12 protein-coding genes are annotated in these 17,143 nt (G+C 65.9%); 7 read left to right on the plus strand and 5 right to left on the minus strand.

Annotated elements, in window-relative coordinates; translation table 11 throughout:
* Positions 1 to 2: 2 nt before the first annotated feature.
* The gene (locus B6V76_RS03940; RefSeq protein ID WP_075774674.1) at positions 3 to 908 is read right to left on the minus strand and encodes an ABC transporter substrate-binding protein; all 906 of its coding nucleotides are present in this window, start codon (positions 906 to 908) and stop codon (positions 3 to 5) included.
* Positions 909 to 1,135: 227 nt separating this feature from the next.
* Here B6V76_RS03940 and B6V76_RS03945 point away from each other — a divergent pair, with 227 nt between their 5' ends.
* Positions 1,136 to 2,527: an efflux RND transporter periplasmic adaptor subunit gene (locus B6V76_RS03945; RefSeq protein ID WP_166504538.1), complete on the plus strand. Its 1,392-nt coding sequence runs from the start codon at positions 1,136 to 1,138 to the stop codon at positions 2,525 to 2,527.
* Positions 2,524 to 5,667 (plus strand): efflux RND transporter permease subunit, encoded by a 3,144-nt coding sequence (locus tag B6V76_RS03950; protein WP_088726721.1) that lies wholly within the window; start codon positions 2,524 to 2,526, stop codon positions 5,665 to 5,667. The genes B6V76_RS03945 and B6V76_RS03950 overlap by 4 nt, the downstream gene beginning before the upstream one ends.
* A 32-nt stretch (positions 5,668 to 5,699) precedes the next feature.
* Here B6V76_RS03950 and B6V76_RS03955 read toward each other — a convergent pair whose 3' ends face one another.
* Both B6V76_RS03955 and B6V76_RS03960 read right to left on the minus strand, forming a co-directional pair.
* Positions 5,700 to 6,383 carry an SDR family oxidoreductase gene (locus B6V76_RS03955; protein WP_088726722.1) on the minus strand — a complete coding sequence of 228 codons (684 nt, stop codon included), beginning with the start codon at positions 6,381 to 6,383 and terminating at the stop codon, positions 5,700 to 5,702.
* Positions 6,384 to 6,449: 66 nt separating this feature from the next.
* Entirely contained in the window at positions 6,450 to 7,133 is a 684-nt protein-coding gene (locus B6V76_RS03960) for a type 1 glutamine amidotransferase domain-containing protein (RefSeq protein WP_088724993.1), read from the minus strand.
* A gap of 143 nt (positions 7,134 to 7,276) precedes the next feature.
* On the opposite strand from B6V76_RS03960, the gene B6V76_RS03965 reads away from it, so the two are divergent.
* Positions 7,277 to 8,185, plus strand: a complete 909-nt coding sequence (locus B6V76_RS03965; RefSeq protein ID WP_088726723.1) for a LysR family transcriptional regulator — start codon at positions 7,277 to 7,279, stop codon at positions 8,183 to 8,185.
* Between the two features lie 21 nt (positions 8,186 to 8,206).
* On the opposite strand, the gene kynU is transcribed toward B6V76_RS03965, so the two are convergent.
* Positions 8,207 to 9,397: a kynureninase gene (gene kynU, locus B6V76_RS03970; protein ID WP_088726724.1), complete on the minus strand. Its 1,191-nt coding sequence runs from the start codon at positions 9,395 to 9,397 to the stop codon at positions 8,207 to 8,209.
* 173 nt (positions 9,398 to 9,570) lie between these two features.
* On the opposite strand from kynU, the gene B6V76_RS03975 reads away from it, so the two are divergent.
* The 4 genes from B6V76_RS03975 to B6V76_RS03990 all read left to right on the plus strand — a co-directional run bounded on the left by B6V76_RS03975 (position 9,571) and on the right by B6V76_RS03990 (position 15,340).
* A complete protein-coding gene (locus B6V76_RS03975; protein WP_088726725.1) occupies positions 9,571 to 10,383 on the plus strand; it encodes an alpha/beta hydrolase in 813 nt (270 codons plus the stop codon).
* A 150-nt stretch (positions 10,384 to 10,533) separates the two neighbouring features.
* Positions 10,534 to 11,679, plus strand: coding sequence for an alpha/beta fold hydrolase (locus tag B6V76_RS03980; protein WP_206184173.1), 1,146 nt, complete (start codon positions 10,534 to 10,536; stop codon positions 11,677 to 11,679).
* A complete protein-coding gene (locus B6V76_RS03985; protein ID WP_088726726.1) occupies positions 11,660 to 14,068 on the plus strand; it encodes a plasma-membrane proton-efflux P-type ATPase in 2,409 nt (802 codons plus the stop codon). The genes B6V76_RS03980 and B6V76_RS03985 overlap by 20 nt, the downstream gene beginning before the upstream one ends.
* Positions 14,069 to 14,095: 27 nt before the next feature.
* Positions 14,096 to 15,340, plus strand: a complete 1,245-nt coding sequence (locus B6V76_RS03990; protein ID WP_088724998.1) for an MFS transporter — start codon at positions 14,096 to 14,098, stop codon at positions 15,338 to 15,340.
* Positions 15,341 to 15,385: 45 nt separating this feature from the next.
* Here the strand turns inward: B6V76_RS03990 and B6V76_RS03995 are convergent, their stop codons facing one another.
* A complete protein-coding gene (locus B6V76_RS03995) occupies positions 15,386 to 17,119 on the minus strand; it encodes an AMP-binding protein (protein ID WP_088726727.1) in 1,734 nt (577 codons plus the stop codon).
* Positions 17,120 to 17,143 lie beyond the last annotated feature (24 nt).

Genomic DNA, 17,143 nt, shown 5'->3' on the forward strand with positions numbered 1-17,143 from the left:
GCTCAGTTCAACACCCCGATCTGCGTCAGGTAATCCTTCGCGACCGCCTCGGCAGGCTCACCGCCGACCTGGATACGGCCGTTGAGTTTCTGAAGCGTCTGCATGTCGAGCTTGTCGAAGATCGGGTTCAGCACTTCGGGGATCTTCGGATATTCCTTCAGCACCGCGTCGCGCACGATCGGGGTGGGCTCGTAGACCGGCTGCACGCCCTTGTCGTCTTCCATCACGACGAGCCCCGCCGCGCCCACGCCGCCATCGGTGCCATAGGCCATCGCCGCGTTCACGCCCGAAGTGCCGCGCGCCGCCGCCTGAATGGTCGCCGCCGTATCGCCACCCGAGAGAACGACGGTCTGATCGGGGCTCAATTTGAATCCGTAAGCCTTCTCCATCGCGGGCAGCACGGCGGGGGACGAAACGAATTCGGTCGAGGCCGCGAGCTTCACGTCACCGCCATTCGACACCCAGTTGCCGAAATCGGACATCGTGGTGAGGTCGTTCTTTTTGGCCAGATCGCCCGTCACCGCAATCGCCCAGGTGTTGTTGGCCGGCGCGGAATCGAGCCAGGTGATATCGTTCTGCTTGTCCAGTTCGGCCGCGCGCTCATGGGCCTTTGCCGCATCCTTCCAGATATCGCTATCGGCCTCGTTGAAGAAATAGGCCGCGTTGCCGGTATATTCGGGATAGATGTCGATCTGGCCCGCGAGGATCGCCTTGCGAACGACCTGCGTGCCGCCCAATTGCAGCCGCCGCTCCACCGGCATCCCGGCATTTTCCAGCGATAGCGCGATGATATTGCCCAAGAGACCGCCCTCGGTGTCGATCTTGGAGGAGACGGTGATATCGGCCTGCGCGGTGGAGGCGAGTGCGCCCCCGAAGACCGCGGCGGCCAGGATAAGAGGATATTTCATGGCGTGTCTGGCTCCCTGAACAGGTGGCTGTGGTCGTCTCGAGATGTGATCTAGGTTGAGTGTAGGGCCCGGCCCGCGCCCGCCAAGCCTTGCTCCGATCGTCTTTGGTATTGAGAGGCTCGCGCCGAGCGCGTCCCCCTCCCTCCGGGGGGTGCGTCACATTTACGCTAGGTCGATGCGCGAAGTTCTGGGTAGATAGTGAAATGACATGAGTGATGAGGGACATCATGGCGGGAATTGGCACGGGTCTGGCAAGGCTCGCGATGGTGGCGGTGCCGACCGCGCTCGGTGTGGCGGCGATCGTCTTTGCGGGCGATCTGAAATCGCTGCCCAGTCCGAGCGAGGCGAACCGCCCGGCGGCGCTGGTGCGGGTGATCACGCTCGCGCCCACCGAGATGATCCCGCGCGTCAGCGGCTACGGCATGGTCGCCCCGGTGCGCGAGTGGCGCGCCATCGCCCGGATCGAGGGCGAGATCCGCGACATCGCAGAGCCGCTCGCGCCCGGTGACATCGTGGCGAAAGGCACGCCGCTTTTCACCATCGACGACAGCGATCTGAAACTGCAGCGCGCCAGTCTCGAGGCGCAGGTCGCCGCCTCGAAGGTCAAGGACGACACGGTGCGCACGAGCCTGGAACTGGCGCAATCCGACCTCGCGCTGGCACAGGATGAGTTCGATCGGCAGAAATCTCTCCACGATCTGGGCCGGATCACTCAGACCCAACTCGACGGGGTGCGCCGCCAACTGCTGACCGCGCAGACCAAGGTCGCCGATCTCGAAAGCCAGCTGAAGCTGAACGAGGCAGAGCGCGAAGTGCTGGATACGCAGGCGGCGACGATCGACCGTGCGATCGGGCTGTCGACGATCACGGCGCCTTTCGACCTGCGGGTCAATTCGCTCGACGCGGATCTCGGGCAATACGTCAATCGCGGTCAGGTCCTGCTGAGCGGCGAAGGCATCGAGGCCGTCGACATCTCGGCGCAATTCCCGATCGGGCGGATGGGGCCCCTGCTCCGGCTCGCGGGCGACGGCACGAAGGTCACGGATCTGAAGGCGCGGGTCACCCTGCCCGAACCCGAGCATCCCATTGTCTGGAAGGCCCGGGTCGAGCGGATGGGCGACGCGATCGACGAGACCACGCAAAGCGCGCCCGTCGTGGTGCGGGTCGACGATCCGTTGGGTCAGGCGCAGGCGGGCGAGCGCCCGCCCCTCCGGCGCAACATGGTCGTCGCGGTGGAACTCGCCGCGCCCAAGCAGAGCCTGCTCGTCGTGCCCGCCGAAGCGGTGGCGGGTGGGAGTGCAATGGTCGTCTCCGAGGATGGGACGCTGGCGAAGCGCGCAGTTAAGACCAGCTTCGTCTCGGGCGATCTGGCGGTGATCGCACAGGGCCTCAAGGCGGGCGATCAACTGGTGATCACCGACCCGTCGATCGCGGTACCGGGCATGGCGGTGAAAGCGACCGAGGACGAGGCTCGCAAGGCGGAGATCGCCGCCGAAGCGCTCGGCCAGACACCTTCGAGCCCGCAACCGGGCAGCGGTGGCGGTGGCGGCGGTGGTGGCGGCGGCAAAGGAGCCGCGCCCGAGGGCGACGCCGCCAAGCCCGCCGGGGCCGCGCAATGATCGCGCTTTTTGCCGGCCATCGCACGGCGGCCAATATCGCGATGATCGCGATTGCGGGCCTCGGGCTGATGGCGCTGCCGAGCCTGCAGCGCGACACTTTCCCGGCGACCCCGCCCTCGGATGTCTCGGTCCGTATTACCTACCCGGGCGCCGCGCCTTCGGAGGTCGAGACCGGCATCTGCACCGTGACCGATCCGATCCTCACGCGGGTCGAGAACCTTGCGAAGCTGACTTGCCTCGCGCGCGACAACAGCGCCCAGATCACCGCAGAGATGATCGAGGGCGCGGATATGACGCGCTTCTACAACGACATCAAGGACGCGGTGGACGGGATCAATTCGTTCCCCGACAAGGCTGACGATCCGGTGGTGCAGATCGTCGAGCGCACCGCCTCGGTCTCGTCGGTGGCGGTGACCGGGCCGGACGATCCGGCGGTGCTCTACGCCTATGCCCAAAGCTTCGCCGATCAATTGCGCGCCGATCCCGCGATCTCGCTGGTCTCGGTGAACGGCTTCTCCGACCGCGAAATCGCGATCGAGTTCGACCGTTCCGCGCTGGAGCGCTTCGGGCTCGACATGGGCGCCGTGGGTGCGACGCTGGCGCGCTACAGCCTCGACATGCCCGCGGGCTCGCTCGAGGGGCGTTCGGGCGAGGTGGCGATCCGATTCCTCGGCGAGAGGCGCACGCCTGCCGAGCTGGCGCAGATCCCGATTGCGGGGAGTGCCGCGGGCGGCGAGGTGCGGCTGGGCGACGTCGCCACGATCCGCGAAGGCTTCGTCGATCCCTCGCAGGCCACCTATTTCGACGGCAAGCGCGCCGCCATCGTCTCGGTCCAGAAGACCGCCTCGCAGGATGCGCTGCGGGTGCGGGCCGCGCTTGATCGCGAGATGGCGCAGGCGCAGGCCGAGGCACCGGGCAATATCCAGCTCGCGATCTCGGCGGATTCCACGCGCAACATCGTCGAGCGCCTGCGCATCATCGGGGTCAACGGGTTGCAGGGTCTGATCCTCGTGCTGGTCGCGATGTGGCTGTTCTTCGGGCTGCGCATGTCCTTCTGGGTCGCGATGGGCCTGCCGATCAGCTTCCTCGGCGCGATCTTCGCGATGCAATTCCTCGGCTACACGATCAACATGATGACGATGGTGGCGCTCTTGGTCGCGACGGGCCTGTTGATGGACGATGCGATCGTGATCTCCGAAAACATCGTACGCCGTCGGCAACAGGGCGAACCTGCGCAAGTCGCAGCCGTCAAAGGCACGATGCAGGTCTTTCCCGGCGTTCTGGCCTCCTTCCTGACCACGGCAATGGTGATCGGGCCGCTCAGCTTCCTGACCGGCAATATCGGCGCGCTGCTGAAATACATCCCCATCGTGTTGCTCATCACGCTGACGGTCAGCCTGATCGAAGCCTTCCTGATCCTGCCCGCCCATATGCGCCACTCGCTGCGCCACGACATGCGTCCCGGCCCCGTGCAGCGCGCGGTGAACGGCGCGTTTGATCGGCTGCGCGACAGGGTCATCGTGCCGCTTGCCGGGGTGGCGCTACGCTGGCGCTACCTGACCATAGGGCTCGCGATCTTCCTCGTGTCGCTTTCGATCGCGCCCTTCACCGGGGGCTTCCTGAAATACCAGAGCTTCCCGACGCTGGAGAGCGACACGGTCGAGGCGCGGCTTCTGCTGCCTGCGGGCGCACCGCTGTCGCTGACCGAGGCGCGGGTGAGCAAGGTCGTCAAGGCGCTCAAGGAGATGGATGCCGAACTGAGCCCCGCTCAACCGGACGGCCAGCCGCTCGTCAGAAGCTACACGATCACCTATGGCAGCAATGCCGACAGCCCGACCACGGGGCCGAACATGGCGACGGTGAGCGCTTCGCTGCTGCCCGCAGGGACGCGCACCACCGATGTCGGCACTGTGCTCGATCGCTGGAAGCAGTTCGTCGGCAAGATGCCCGACATGGCCGCTTTCCGGATCACCGACAAGGAGCGCGGCGCGGGCGGCAAACCGATCGATCTGCTCGTCACCGGCCCGGATCTTGGCGAACTGGCGACCACCGCGCGCGAGTTGCGCCGCTTCTTCCGTGGCTTCGACGGGGTACGCGACGTGACCTTCGATCTGCAGCCGGGCAAGCCCGAGCTGGTGGTGCGGATGAAGCCGGGCGTCGCAAACCTGCTGGGCGTGACGCCTGCCGCGCTGGCCGGTGAGTTGCGCGCGGCCTTCCGTGGCGACAGCGCGGTCAGCTTCGCCGATGCGCGCGGTCAGGTCGATATCGTGGCCCGGCTCGCGCCCTTCGAACGGCGCGCTATCGGCGACGTTCTGGCGCTGCGAGTGCCGGGTAAGAACGGCGCGCTGGTGCCGCTCTCGGCGGTGGCGACGGTCAGCGAGACGCGCGGTTACACCACGATTACCCATGTGAACGGGCAGCGCGCGGTCTCGGTGCAGGGCACGATCGACCCGACGCGGGCCAATTCGCGCGAGTTGATGGCGGCAATGCGGGCCGATTACCTGCCCGAACTGGCGCAGAAGCGTCCCGACGTGAAGGTGCAGGTTCTGGGCGAGGAACAGGACACCGCGACCACCGGCGCGTCGCTTGCGCGCTTCATGACGGCGGGGGCGATCGGGGTCTACCTGCTGCTGGCCTTCTACATGGGCAGCTTCATCCGACCCGTCGCGGTGATCGCGACGATCCCGCTCAGCCTGATCGGCGTCATGTGGGGGCATGTGCTGCTTGGCCTGCCTCTCTCGCTGCCGAGCCTCGTGGGGCTGGCGACGCTGGCGGGCGTGGTGGTGAACGACGCGATCCTGCTCGACGCCTTCATCGGCGAGAGACGCGCGACCGGAACCCCGATGCTCGAGGCTGGAAAGGAGGCCGTGCGCGATCGCTTTCGCGCGATCTTCCTGACCTCGCTGACGACGGTGGTCGGGCTCGGCCCGCTTTTGCTGGAGAGCTCGACGCAGGCGCAATTCCTGCGCCCGATCGTGGCGAGCCTCGCCTTCGGCCTGAGCGCGGCGACGGTGCTGTCGCTCTTCGTGACCCCGGCGATCCTCGCCGTGCTCGAGGATTTCGGCGTCCGCACCGCCGATCCCGAGCCCGAGGCGCCGGAGCCTCCTGTCGAGCACCCGGTCGACGCCCTGCCCGTCTGAGACGGGGCGCGAACAGACGCGCCCCGACCCGATCAGTCTTTCTTCGGCTTCGGATAAACCGGCAGATGCGGGATCAGAACGTGATCCGGCTGATCGATCGCGAAGAGGAAGGCGCGCGCGATGTCGTCGGGGCGCAGCGCGTCGGGTTTCGCCTCGTCGAAGAACGGCGTATCGACCATGCCCGGATGCAGGCAGGTGACGCGGCCACCGGCTTCACCTAGCTCCTCGCCGAGATTGTCGGCATAGCCGCGGATGAACCACTTGGTCGCCGAATAGACCGAGCCGAACATCGCGCCCTGCGACGCCTTCGAGCCGGTCAGCACCATATGCCCCTTGGAGGCGCGCAGATGCGGCAGGGTGAATTTCGCGGTGTAGGTCACGGCGAGACAGTTCACCTCGATCATCTTCTGGAAGCTCTCGACCGATCCGGCCTCGGTGCCGCGCGCCGAGGCGCCGACGCCCGCATTGGCCAGAACCACGTCGAGCCGACCGTAATGCTCCACCGCGCGGGCGACCATGCGCTCCTGCGCATCGGGGTCGGTGACATCGGTGGGCAGCGCGAGGGCGTTTTCTTCGCCCAGATCCTTGACCAGCGCTTCGAGCTTGTCCTCGGAGCGTGCGGCCAACGCCACCTTGTGACCCGTCTCGACCGCATGGCGCGCGCAACTCTCGCCGATCCCGGTGGAGGCGCCGGTGATGAGAATGATTTTCGACATGTCAGCCTCTCTGAATTTGGTGGGAACGAAGAAGGCGCCACCCGGACCGGGCAGCGCCTCTCGATATCAGCCCAGCAGGGCCAGTACTTCTTTCGCCGCCGCCTCGGACGACGCCGGGTTCTGGCCCGTCACCAGACGCCCGTCGGCGACCGCATGGGGCTGCCAGTCGTCGACGCTCTCGAACTTCGCGCCGAGTTCGCGCAGGCGGGTCTCCAGCAGGAAGGGCACGACATCGGCAAGACCAACGCCACGCTCTTCGCTGTCGGTGAAGGCGGAGACCTTGCGGCCTTTCACGATGGAGTCGCCATTCTTGTCCTTCACCTTGTCGAAGGCCGCCGGGCCGTGACAGACCGAGGCGACGATCTTGCCGCCATCCCAGGCGGTGCTGATCGCCTTCGCGGCGATATCACTCTCGGCGAGGTCGTACATCGCGCCGTGGCCGCCGGGAATGTAGAGCGCGTCGTAGGCGGTGATGTCCTCGTCTTCGATGCGCGAGGGGTTTTCCAGAACCGCCTTCGCCTCTGCATCGTCGCGGAAGCGCGTCACCGAGGCCGGCGCGTCGTCGCCCGTCACGTCGGAATTCGGGTCGATCGGGATCGAACGGCCGCCGATCGTGGCGACTTTCACCTCGTGACCGGCATCGAGGAAGGCGTAATAGGGCGTCGCCAGTTCCTCGTACCAGACACCGGTGGGCTTGCCGGTATCGCCAAGGGCATCGGCTGCGGTCGAAAGAATAAGAATGCGTGCCATGGGTTTGGCCTCCTTGGTTGTGCGTTTCAGGGTATTTCCGGTCCTGTTCGTCTCGGGCCGTCAACGCGTCCCAGCAGAGATAGGTTGCGTTTACTGATCGAGAAATTGATGCACGCCACGTCAGAAATCGATATTCTGGAGATATGACGCCCGACATATCGCTTTTGCGCGTGTTCCATGCGGTCATGGAAGAACGCAATGTCACCGCCGCGGCCCAACGGCTCGGCCAATCCCAGAGCACGGTGAGCGCTGCGCTGTCACGTCTGCGTGCGGCGCTGGGTGACGAGCTGTTCCTGCGCGCCCGCTACGGCGTGGAACCGACCGAGAAGGCTCTCGAGATCGCGCCCGACATCGCCGCCGGACTGGAACGGCTGGAACAGGCCTTCCGTGCCGCCGAGCCCTTCGATCCGGCGCGCACCACGCGCCGCTTCCGGCTCTTGCTCGGGCCGTACGCCGAGATCGTGCTGGTGCCGGAGCTCGCTGCCGCCTTTGCGGAGCGGGCCCCGTCGGCCCGGCTGGAGATCGCGCCGATCGGGCCCGATCTGGACCCGCGACAACTCGCCGGTCGGGCCTTCGATCTGGCGGTCGGGAGGTTCGACTCGCCGCCTGAGGATCTCGTGGTCTCGGAGCTGTTCGACGACGGGTTCCGCTGTATCGTCGCGCCGCAAGCCTTGCCGGAAAGCGTGATGCTGGATCGTGACCTCTACGAGAGCCTGCCGCATGTGGTCGTCTCGCCGCCCGGCAATTGGCGCACTGGCGTTCACAAGCGCACGGAAGCGACTGGTCTGCGCCGTAAAACGGCTGTCGTGGTCACGCATTTCCTGACCGCTGCACCCTCCGTCGCGCGGCTGGGCGGCATCGCCACGGTGCCTGCCCGTGTGGCCGCAATGACCGCCGGCCCCTACGGCTTGCGCAACGTGCCCGTGCCGGTCGACCTCGGCACCTTTCCCAGCCAGATCGCATGGCACCCACATCTGCGCCGGGATCAGGGCCATGTCTGGTTGCGCGAGCTGATCCGAGAGGTCGTCGCCGAATTCACGTCGCCGGACTGACGCCAGCTCGAATACGTCCGCTCAAGTGACCCGCCCACGCGCCTTGAACGTGGGGGTATCCCAGGCCCGCTCGGCCATTACCTCGCCGAGGATTTCGGCGGCGCGCGTCACGTCGCCCTCATCGAGGTAAAGGGGCGTGAAGCCGAAACGCATCGCGTCGGGGGCGCGGAAATCCCCGATCACTCCGCGCGCGATGAGGGCCTGAACCACGGCGTAACTGTCAGCGAAACCGAACGAGACCTGGCTGCCGCGCGCCTCCGGGTCGCGCGGGCTGAGCAGCGTCAGCTCGGGGCAGCGCGCCTCGACCTCGCGGATGAACAGCTCCGACAACGCGACGGAGCGCGCCCGCACCTCATCCATCGTCAGCCCGTCCCAGACCTTGAGCGCCTCTTCGAGCGCGGTCATCTGCAGGACCGGCGGCGTGCCGACGCGCATCCGCTCGACCGCGCGGCCGGGGCGATAGTCGAGATCGAAGGCGAAGGGCGCCTCATGGCCAAGCCAGCCGCTGAGTGCAGGGCGCACCGTCTCGGAAATATCGGGGCGGACATAGATGAAGGCCGGGGCGCCGGGGCCGCCATTGAGATATTTGTAGGTGCAGCCGACGGCGAATTCGGCCCCGTTCGCCGTCATGTCCACCGGCACCGCGCCGGCGCTATGTGCGAGATCCCAGATCATCACCGCCCCGACCGCGTGGGCCTTGCGCGTGATCGCGTCGAAGTCGTGCATCCGGCCCGTGCGGTAATCGACCTGCGTCAGCATCACCACCGCGACCTCTTCGGTGATCGCGTCCGCCACATTTTCCGGGGCGGGCGTGCGCAGCTCATGCCCGCGACCCAGCGAGCGGATCAGCCCATCCGCCATGTAGAGATCGGTCGGGAAATTTCCCTTGTCGGACAGGATGACCTTGCGGTCGGGCCGCATCTCGAGGGCCGAGGCCAGCGCCTGATAGACCTTGATCGAGAGCGTATCGCCCAGCACGACCGACCCTTCCGGCGCCCCGATCAGCCGACCGATGAGGTTGCCGACGCGGGCGGGCTGATCCATCCATTGCGCTTCGTTCCACCCCCGGATGAGCATCTGTCCCCATTCGTCGCGCGCGCAGCTCTCCAGCCGCTCCGCCACGCCGCGCGGCAGCGGCCCGAGCGAGTTCCCGTCGAGATAAATCACCCCCTCGGGCAGATCGAATAGGTGCTTTCTCGGCAGGTTCGGCATGATGGTCTTCCTCTTGTTGTCGCGGCCTGGAGCGCGGCTCTAAACCCGGCAATCTGCTGATGCATCACGAAAGTTTCGGGTCGGGCGCACGCTACCCGGCGAACCCCGCCCTCGCAATATCCCGCGCGATATGCTCTGTCTCCGTACAGGATGCGAAACGAGCGGGAGAGAACATGGAAGACCTGAGCGGGATCGACTGGGAAGACGCTTTCGAGAATGGCGGCTATATCGAGAATGGCAGCAGCTACCCGGATCTGTGGGCCAAGCGCGCCGCCGAATTCCGGTCGCGCCATGCCGATCGGATGAGCGAGGTGGCCTATGGGGATGCGCCCCGCGAAAGGATCGACATCTTCCGCCCCGACGGCGCGTCCAAGGGGCTCGTGGTCTTCGTGCATGGCGGCTACTGGCTGAAATTCAGCAAGGACATGTGGTCCCATCTGGCGGAAGGCGCGCTGTCTCACGGCTGGACCGTCGCCCTGCCCGGCTACACGCTCGCCCCGGAAAACAGCATCCCCGGCATCGCGCAGCAGATCGCGCGGGCCATCGATCACGCGGCGGGGCTGGTGGAGGGGCCGATCCATCTCGTCGGCCATTCCGCGGGCGGGCATCTCGTGACGCGGTCGGTGTCTCAGGGGAGCGCGCTGTCCGACGAAACCGCGGCGCGCATCCGGCGGGTGATCTCGGTAAGCGGTGTGCACGACCTGCGTCCGCTGCAGATGCATTCGATGAACGCGCGGCTGGGGATCACGCCCGAGATTGCCGCGAGCGAAAGCCCAGCGCTGTTGAAGCTGCGCCCCGGCGTGAAGGTTACCGTCTGGGTCGGCGCGGCGGAGCGTCCGGAATTCCTGCGTCAGTCTTCCTTGCTGGCCGAGCATTGGTCGTCTTCCGATCTGGTCGCCGCCTACGGGCGGCACCATTTCGACGTGATCGAGGAGCTGTCGGACCCGTCCAGCGCGCTGATCACGGCGCTTCTGAGCACGGATTAAGAAAGCGTCATCCGCCGCCCAAACCGCCTCACCGTTCCACACATCAGTTTCACGTTCGCGCGCTCGGGCTTCGCTGCACTTGCATTCCAACCGGCCTTGGGGTCTCAAAAGAGTGCATCTGTGCACCAAAGCGTCTTGCGAGTGTCGAACATGAGCGATGCCAAGAACACCTACGAACACAGCGTTCCCTTCTTCTGGCCGATGGCGGCGGCGATGGAGTGGCAGAAGATCGGGCTCGACGCGGTCGAAAAAGGGCTGACCTATTTCGACGAGGCGGCCAAGATCGCGCACCCGCCCGACCCGGAATGGGCCACGAAGAACGACGTGCTGCTCGATCTCGACACGATGCGGCTGCGCGATTTCGGCGGCACGGGCGGCGGCATTCCGGTGATCGTCGATGCGCCCTATGCCGGGCATTCCTCGACCATCGCGGATTACGCCAAGGGCCAGAGCCTGATCGAGACGCTTTTGGATGCAGGGCTGGGGCGTGTTCTCTGCACCGACTGGAAAAGCGCGACGCCCGAGATGCGCGATTTCGACATCGACAAGTATCTGGCCGAAATCAATGTCGCGGTCGATGATCTCGGCGGTCGGGTGATGCTGGTAGGCCTGTGTCAGGGCGGCTGGATGTCGGCGATGTATGCCGCGCGCTTCCCCGAGAAGGTCGCGGGTCTCGTGCTGGCGGGCTCACCGATCGACACCGATGCCGGGCACGGGCCGATCCGCAAGCTCGCCCATGAGATGCCGCTTTCGGCCTATCAGGAGATGGTCGAGGCGGGTGAAGGCCGGATGCCGGGGCGGTTCATGCTCACCGGCTGGAAGAACATGCATGCCGATCAGCAGTATTTCGGCAAGTTCGTCGATCTCTACCAGCATATCGACGACCGGAACTTCATGAAGCGCACCGAGCGGTTCGAGAGCTGGTACGAGAACCCCATCGACCTGCCGGGGCGCTATTACCTGCAGGCGATCGACCTGCTGTTCAAACAGAACCTGTTCGCCAAGGGGGAGTTCGTGGGCCTCGGGCGCAAGCTCGATCTCGGCGCGATCACCTGCCCGGCCTTCCTGCTGGCGGGCAAGGCGGACGACATCACCACGCGCGAACAGGTGTTTGCCGCCGAGACGCTGCTCGGCACGCCGCGCAAGGATATCGTGAGCCGCCTCGTCGAAGGCGGGCATATCGGCCTCTTCATGGGCAGCCATACCCTTTCGAATGTCTGGCCGGAAATCGGCCAGTGGCTCGGAAAGCTCGGGGCCAAAGCTGGAGACACGCACAATGGACCAGACCGTCGCTGAACCGATGACGCAGCATGTGCCGAAAACAGACCGCAAGACAGGTCTGAGCGCGGCAGAGGCGGCAGAGAGGCTCGAGCGATACGGTCCGAACGCGCTCAAAAGCGACGAGAAAACCCTGCTACAGCGGATCGCGGGGTATTTCTGGGGGCCGATCCCGTGGCTGATCGAACTTGCAGCGCTTCTGTCGCTCGTGCTGCGCGACTGGTCCGATTTCGGCGTGATCTTCGTGATGCTGCTGCTCAACGCGGCCGTGGGTTTCAAGGAAGAGAGCAAGGCGAGTTCGGCCATCGCGGCGCTCAAGGCGCAGCTGGCGCCGAGTGCGCGGGTCAAACGCGACGGGACATGGCAGGAGATCGCGGCGCGTGATCTGGTGCCCGGCGACATCGTGCGCCTGTCGATCGGCCAGATCGTCCCAGCCGACCTGACACTGTTCGAGGGCAAATATCTCTCCATCGACGAGGCGGCTCTGACGGGCGAGTCCCTTCCCGTCGACAAGGCGGTCGGTGACAGCGCCTATTCCGGCTCGGTCGTGAAGCTGGGCGAGATGACCGGCGAGGTCACCGCGACCGGGATGGAGACCTATTTCGGGCACACCGCCTCGCTGGTGCAGACCACGAATGGCAAATCGCATTTCCAAAAAGCCGTGATGCAGATCGGGAATTTCCTGATCGCAGCGGCGCTGGTTCTGGTGGCGATGATCGTGATCGTCTCGTTTCAGCGGAACAACCCGCCGCTCGAGGTGATCCAGTTCGCGCTGATCCTGACGGTCGCGGCGATCCCGGTCGCGCTGCCCACGGTTTTGTCGGTGACGATGGCGGTGGGGGCGGAACGGCTTGCGCGGATGAAGGCGATCGTCTCGCGGCTGGTCTCGATCGAGGAACTGGCGGGCGTCGATGTGCTGTGCTCGGACAAGACCGGGACGCTGACGCTCAACGAATTGACGGTCGAAGATCCGCGCCCGGCAGAGGGCATCGCGGTCGAGGACCTGCTGCGCGCATCGGCGCTTGCCTGCGACCGCGACGCGCCCGATGCGATCGACACCGCGGTGCTGGCGGCGGCGGAAGGCATCGCGCTCGACGCTATCGAGACCCTCAGCTTCACGCCCTTCGATCCGGTCAGCAAACGCAGCGAGGCGGAGCTGCGCCACGAGGCCGATCGCTGGCAAGTCGCGAAAGGCGCGCCGCAGGTGATCGTGGAGCTTGCAGCCCTGACAGATGACGCACGCAAGGCGGTGGAGGACGAAGTCGAAACCCTTGCGCAGCAGGGCTACCGCGCGCTCGGGGCCGCACAGAAACGCGCCGGGCAGGACTGGGAATTCCTCGGTCTGCTGCCGATCATCGATCCGCCGCGCCCGGATGCGGCCAGCACCATCGCGGACGCGCGCGACATGGGGATCGATGTCAAAATCATCACCGGCGACCACGAAGCCATCGCGCGCCAGATCGCGGGCAAACTCGAGCTCGGGCAGAAGATCTATCCCGCAGGCGAGTTGCTCGACGGCGACCCGGCCACGGTGGAGGCCAATGTCCGCGCCGCCGACGGCTTCGCGCGGGTCCTGCCCGAACACAAGTTCCGGATCGTCGAGGTGCTTCAGGCCGGGCATTCCATCGTCGCGATGACCGGGGACGGGGTGAACGACGCCCCTGCCCTGCGCAAGGCCGATGCCGGGATCGCGGTGAGCGGGGCCACCGATGCCGCGCGCGCCGCCGCCGATCTGGTGCTGACCGACAAGGGCCTGTCGATCATCACCACGGCAATCGAGGAAGCCCGCCGCATCTTCGAGCGGATGACGAGCTATGCCACCTTCCGCGTCGCCGAGACGATCCGGGTGCTGCTATTCATGACGCTCTCGATTCTCGTCTTCGATTTCTACCCTGTCACTGCGATCATGATCGTGCTGCTGGCGGTGCTGAATGATTTCCCGATCATGATGATCGCCTACGACAATGTCTCGGTCTCGCCACGCCCGGTGCGCTGGGACATGCGGCGCGTGCTGACGGTGGCGGCGACGCTTGGCGTGACCGGGGTGATCGAGACCTTCGTGCTGTTCTGGTTCGTCGATGCCTATCTCGGCCTGCCGCGCGACCAGATCCAGACGATCATCTTCCTCAAGCTTCTCGTCTCGGGGCACATGACGCTGTTCGTCACGCGCCATCAAAGCTGGTTCTGGCGGCGCCCCTTCCCGGCGCTGCGCCTGTTCGCGACGACGGAGGCTACGCAATTGCTGGGCACGCTGATCGCGGTCTATGGGCTGTTCGTGACGCCGATCGGCTGGGGGCCCGCGCTGCTGGTCTGGCTCTATTGCCTCGTCTGGCTGCCCCTCGAGGGGGCGATGGCCTTGCTCATACGCGCGCTTTATGATCGCAGGGCACAAGCGCGCGGGCAGTAAGCCCATCACGGCGCTTGCAGGAGGCACATGACGGACGACACGCAAGAGGCAATGGAAACCCCGACAGGTAAACGCGGGCGCGGATTGCCGATGGGCATCTGGGCGCTGGGGTTCGTGTCGCTTTTCATGGATGTCTCCTCCGAGATGATCCATGCGCTGCTGCCGGTCTACCTGATGACCGGACTTGGCGCGACGGCGCTGGCGGTGGGTGTGATCGAAGGGATCGCGGAAGCCACCGCCGCGATCACCAAGGTCTTTTCGGGGGCGCTGTCGGACCGGATCGGGCGGCGCAAGGAGCTGGCCGCGCTCGGCTACGGGCTGGCGGCTGTGACAAAACCGATCTTTCCGCTCGCGCCGACCTTCGACTGGCTTGTGGCCGCGCGCTTCATCGACCGGGTGGGCAAAGGCATCCGGGGCGCCCCGCGCGACGCGCTGATCGCCGACCTTGCGCCGGGCAAGATGCGCGGTGCCGCCTTCGGGCTTCGGCAATCGCTCGACACGGTGGGCGCCTTCCTCGGGCCGCTCGCCGCGATCGGGCTGATGTGGCTGTTCTCGGACGATTTCCGCTCGGTGTTCTGGGTCGCGGTGATCCCGGCGTTCCTGTCGCTCGGGCTGATCCTGTTCGTGGTGAAAGAGCCCGCCCATCCCCGCGCGCAGCGGCAGGTGCGCAACCCCCTCGCCCGGTCAGAGCTCAAGCTCTTGGGTAACGTGTTCTGGTGGGTCGTGGTCGTCGCGACGCTGTTCACGCTCGCCCGGTTCAGCGAGGCCTTCCTGATCCTGCGCGCCAATGACGACGGCATCCCGGTGATGCTGGTGCCGCTGGTTCTGGTGGGGATGAACGCGGTCTATGCGCTGATCGCCTATCCGGTCGGGGCGCTTTCCGACCGGGTCGGTCGTGTCGGGCTGCTGCTGGTCGGGCTGGGGTTGTTGATCGCAGCGGACCTGACGCTCGCGCTGGTCGGCGGGATCGGCGGTCTTGCGATCGGTGTGCTCCTGTGGGGAATGCATATGGGCTTCACCCAGGGGCTGTTGGCCGCGCTGGTGGCCGAAGCCGTCCCGGCAGAGTTGCGCGGCACCGCCTTTGGCATGTTCAACCTCGTCACCGGCGTGGCGCTGCTGATCGCCAGCGTGATCGCAGGGGCGCTGTGGGAGTTCGGCGGCGCGCAATGGACCTTCCTTGCGGGCGCGGGCTTCGCGACGACGGCGGTGCTGGGCCTGCTGCCGCTGCGCAGCCGGCTCAACGGGACGCACAAGCCCAAGAGCGTAGGCTGACGCAGAAATTGCGCCGCGCGGAAGACGCGCGGCGCTTTCGTCAAATCAGGCAGTTTCCTCGACCGCGAGCCCCAGCTCCTCGATCATTGCATCGCGCATGACGAATTTCTGCGGCTTGCCGGATACCGTCAGCGGCAGGCTCTCCTTGAACCGGATCACCGCCGGAATCTTGAAATGCGCGATCTCGTCGCGACAGAACTCGCGGATAGCCTCCTCGGTCAACTCGGCGCCATTGCGCGGCACGATCCATACGGCGACGATCTCGCCCAGCCGGTGATCCGGGATGCCGAAGACCTGCGCCTGACTGATATCGGGATGGGTGTAGAGGAACTCCTCGACCTCCCGCGGATAGACGTTTTCGCCGCCCCGCAGGATCATGTCCTTCACCCGTCCGGTGATGTTGCAATAGCCCCCGCTGTCGATTCGGGCGAGATCGCCCGTATGCATCCAGCCATCCGCATCGAGCGCGTCATTCGTACGCTCGGGCTCGCCCCAATAGCCGCACATCACCGAGTAGCCACGCGTCAGCAGCTCGCCCTGCTCGCCCACATTGGCGAGCGAGCCATCCTCGCGCACGATCTTCACCTCGAGATGCGGCTGCACCTGCCCCACCGAGGACACACGTTTTTCCAAGGGTGTATCGGTGGCCGACTGGAACGAGACCGGGGCGGTCTCGGTCATCCCGTAGGCGATCGTCACTTCCGACATGTGCATCTTCGATTGCACCTGCTTCATCACCTCGATCGGACAGGGTGCGCCCGCCATGATGCCGGTGCGAAGCGACGAAAGGTCATGGTTCGCGAAATCGGGATGCTCCAGCATCGCGACGAACATGGTCGGCACGCCGTAAAGTGCGGTGCAGCGTTCGGCCGCGACGCATGCCAGCGTGACGGGCGCGTCGAAGCCTTCGCTCGGCACGACGATAGCCGCGCCCTTGGTGACGCAGCCCAGCGTGCCCATCACCATCCCGAAGCAATGGTAGAACGGCACCGGGATGCAGACGCGGTCCTGTTCGGTCGCCAGCATCGCGCGGGTCACGAAATGCGCGTTGTTGACGATATTGCGATGCGTCAGGGTCGCGCCTTTCGGCGATCCGGTGGTGCCGGAGGTGAACTGGATGTTGATCGGCTCGTTCGGGTCGAGATGTTCGGTGACAGCGTCGAGCGCGCCTTGGTCCTGCGCCGCGCCCATCGCCTCGACATCCGAGAAGCGATGACAGCCGGGATGCTGGGTCTCTCCCAGAGTGATGATGTCGCGCAGATCGGGCAGTTTCATGGTTTCCAGCTGACCGGGCTCACTCTTCGCAAGCTCCGGCAGCAGGCGCTGGATCATCGACAGGTAATCCGAGCTCTTGAAAGTCTCGGCCAGCACCAGCGCCCGGCAGCCGGTCTTGCGCAGCGCAAATTCCAGCTCGTGCAGGCGATAGGCCGGGTTGATGTTCACGAGGATCACCCCGATCCGCGCCGTCGCGAACTGCGTCAGCAGCCATTCCGAACGGTTGGGCGACCAGATACCGAGCCGATCGCCATGCCGAAGCCCGAGCGCGAGCAGCCCCGAGGCGAGCCGGTCGACCCGCTGCGCGAACTCCGCCCAGGTCCAGCGAATGCGTTCCGAGGTGAAGATGGCGCCGTCGCGATCGGGCCAACGCTCGGCAGTGCGCTTGAGCACGGCCGGGATCGTATCCTCGATCAGCGGGGTATCGGTCGGCCCGGCTACATGGGCCAGACCACGTTTCGGCACCACGCCGAGATCTGAGTGCGGGTTGCTCTCGCTTTGCATGACTTCCTCCTCTGGCTCCCCATC

It is taken from the genome of Thioclava sp. IC9 (assembly GCF_002213225.1).
In the GTDB taxonomy this organism is placed as follows: domain Bacteria; phylum Pseudomonadota; class Alphaproteobacteria; order Rhodobacterales; family Rhodobacteraceae; genus Thioclava; species Thioclava nitratireducens.

What these genes read in the sequence shown, in the direction of transcription:
- B6V76_RS03940 (WP_075774674.1), bottom strand. Translation starts at nt 908, where the DNA reads ATGAAATATCCTCTTATCCTGGCCGCCGCGGTCTTCGGGGGCGCACTC.
- B6V76_RS03945 (WP_166504538.1), top strand. Translation starts at nt 1,136, where the DNA reads ATGGCGGGAATTGGCACGGGTCTGGCAAGGCTCGCGATGGTGGCGGTG.
- B6V76_RS03950 (WP_088726721.1), top strand. Translation starts at nt 2,524, where the DNA reads ATGATCGCGCTTTTTGCCGGCCATCGCACGGCGGCCAATATCGCGATG.
- B6V76_RS03955 (WP_088726722.1), bottom strand. Translation starts at nt 6,383, where the DNA reads ATGTCGAAAATCATTCTCATCACCGGCGCCTCCACCGGGATCGGCGAG.
- B6V76_RS03960 (WP_088724993.1), bottom strand. Translation starts at nt 7,133, where the DNA reads ATGGCACGCATTCTTATTCTTTCGACCGCAGCCGATGCCCTTGGCGAT.
- B6V76_RS03965 (WP_088726723.1), top strand. Translation starts at nt 7,277, where the DNA reads ATGACGCCCGACATATCGCTTTTGCGCGTGTTCCATGCGGTCATGGAA.
- kynU (WP_088726724.1), bottom strand. Translation starts at nt 9,397, where the DNA reads ATGCCGAACCTGCCGAGAAAGCACCTATTCGATCTGCCCGAGGGGGTG.
- B6V76_RS03975 (WP_088726725.1), top strand. Translation starts at nt 9,571, where the DNA reads ATGGAAGACCTGAGCGGGATCGACTGGGAAGACGCTTTCGAGAATGGC.
- B6V76_RS03980 (WP_206184173.1), top strand. Translation starts at nt 10,534, where the DNA reads ATGAGCGATGCCAAGAACACCTACGAACACAGCGTTCCCTTCTTCTGG.
- B6V76_RS03985 (WP_088726726.1), top strand. Translation starts at nt 11,660, where the DNA reads ATGGACCAGACCGTCGCTGAACCGATGACGCAGCATGTGCCGAAAACA.
- B6V76_RS03990 (WP_088724998.1), top strand. Translation starts at nt 14,096, where the DNA reads ATGACGGACGACACGCAAGAGGCAATGGAAACCCCGACAGGTAAACGC.
- B6V76_RS03995 (WP_088726727.1), bottom strand. Translation starts at nt 17,119, where the DNA reads ATGCAAAGCGAGAGCAACCCGCACTCAGATCTCGGCGTGGTGCCGAAA.